We start from the raw sequence: 1494 nt of genomic DNA on the forward strand, positions 1-1494 counted from the left end.
ATCGGTTTGAAGGAAAGACAATGGACGATCATGCAGATTTTGGGCAATTTTTACGAGTCGGTGTATTCCTGATAGGGGTGGTGAAAGGCAGCTTAATGTTTGATCGACAGTTCACCAAAGACACCATTTCATCCCTGTTTTGTACCGGCGGAACAACCGGTTTGCCAAAAATTGCACGTCGCACACACGCTAATGAACTGTTTAATGCCCGCTCATTGCAAATGATGAGTCAGAGCACTCTGACATCGGATAAATCCATACTGGGGGGCTTGCCCCTGTTCCATGTCAACGGTGCCCTGGTCACCGGACTGGTGCCGCTGATGATCGGGGCATCTATCGTTATCTGCACGCCACAGGGCTACCGTGGCGAAGATGTTTTTCCGAATTTCTGGGATATCATTGCGCACTTTAAAGTATCGGCATTCAGTGGTGTGCCCACGGTATACTCGACCCTGATGAACTACCCAACGAAGGGTAAAGACTTATCGTCATTAGACGCAGCCATCTGTGGCGCTGCACCATTACCCGTAGAAGTGGCCCGTTCATTTCAGGAGGCTACCGGCGTTGAAATTCTGGAAGGCTATGGATTAACAGAGGCCACATGCGCATCCAGTTTGAATTTATTGCACGGCAAGAAAAAGATCGGCTCTATTGGTATACGCATCCCCTATCAACAAATGGTTTGTGCTGAGTTAAAAGACAATAAAGTAGTACGTATTTGCGATACCGATGAAATTGGTGCACTGATCATGAGAGGGCCTAATTTATCGTTAGGTTATCAATTGGAACATCAGAATGAGGGCCTGTGGGTCACTGACGACAATGGTGACACATGGCTCAATTCCGGTGACCTGGCACGACAGGATTCCGACGGTTACTTCTGGCTGACCGGTCGTAAAAAAGAGCTGATTGTTCGGGGTGGCCATAATATTGAACCAAAACTGATTGAAGAAACCATGTGCAAGCACCCCGACGTCACTCTGGCAGCAGCTGTTGGTCGACCAGATGCCCATGCGGGTGAAGTACCGGTTTGCTATGTGCAAATCGCAGATAACAGTCAGGTTTCAGATAAAGAGCTATTAGACTTTGCCAATAGAGAAATCCAGGAAAAAGCCGCTATTCCAAAGGCCGTTCACAGGGTCAAAGAGCTGCCGCTAACTGCCATTGGCAAGGTATTTAAGCCTAAACTTGAAATGCAGGAAATTGAAAAATGCGTCATTGCCCTGGCCATGAAAGAGCTACCAACCGTGCCTGTCACAGTGGATGTCAAACAAGACCCTAAATATGGCATCCTGGCCAATGTGAATCTTGGGGAATGTGATGCAACGTCCAGGGCAGAGTTCGAAAAGACACTGGGTGTCTATACGTTTAAGTCTGCCCTTTCCTGACACTCCCCGCCCTGGCGGGCGAGGGTTCTTAGATCGCTCCAAGAACCTTCCTGCTTCAACACGCCTTCCCTAGATAGCGGTTTTTAAGCCGCTATCCCCGTTCCAG

At 48.6% G+C, this 1494-nt stretch carries 1 protein-coding gene; it reads left to right on the forward strand.

Annotated elements, in window-relative coordinates; genetic code table 11:
• On the forward strand, positions 1-1388 hold a 1388-nt coding region (locus tag ACO6UY_RS24635; RefSeq protein WP_422491693.1), incomplete at its 5' end, for an AMP-binding protein.
• Between the last annotated feature and the right edge of the window lie 106 nt (positions 1389-1494).

It is taken from the genome of Endozoicomonas sp. ALE010, assembly GCF_049310165.1.
Lineage (GTDB): Bacteria > Pseudomonadota > Gammaproteobacteria > Pseudomonadales > Endozoicomonadaceae > Endozoicomonas.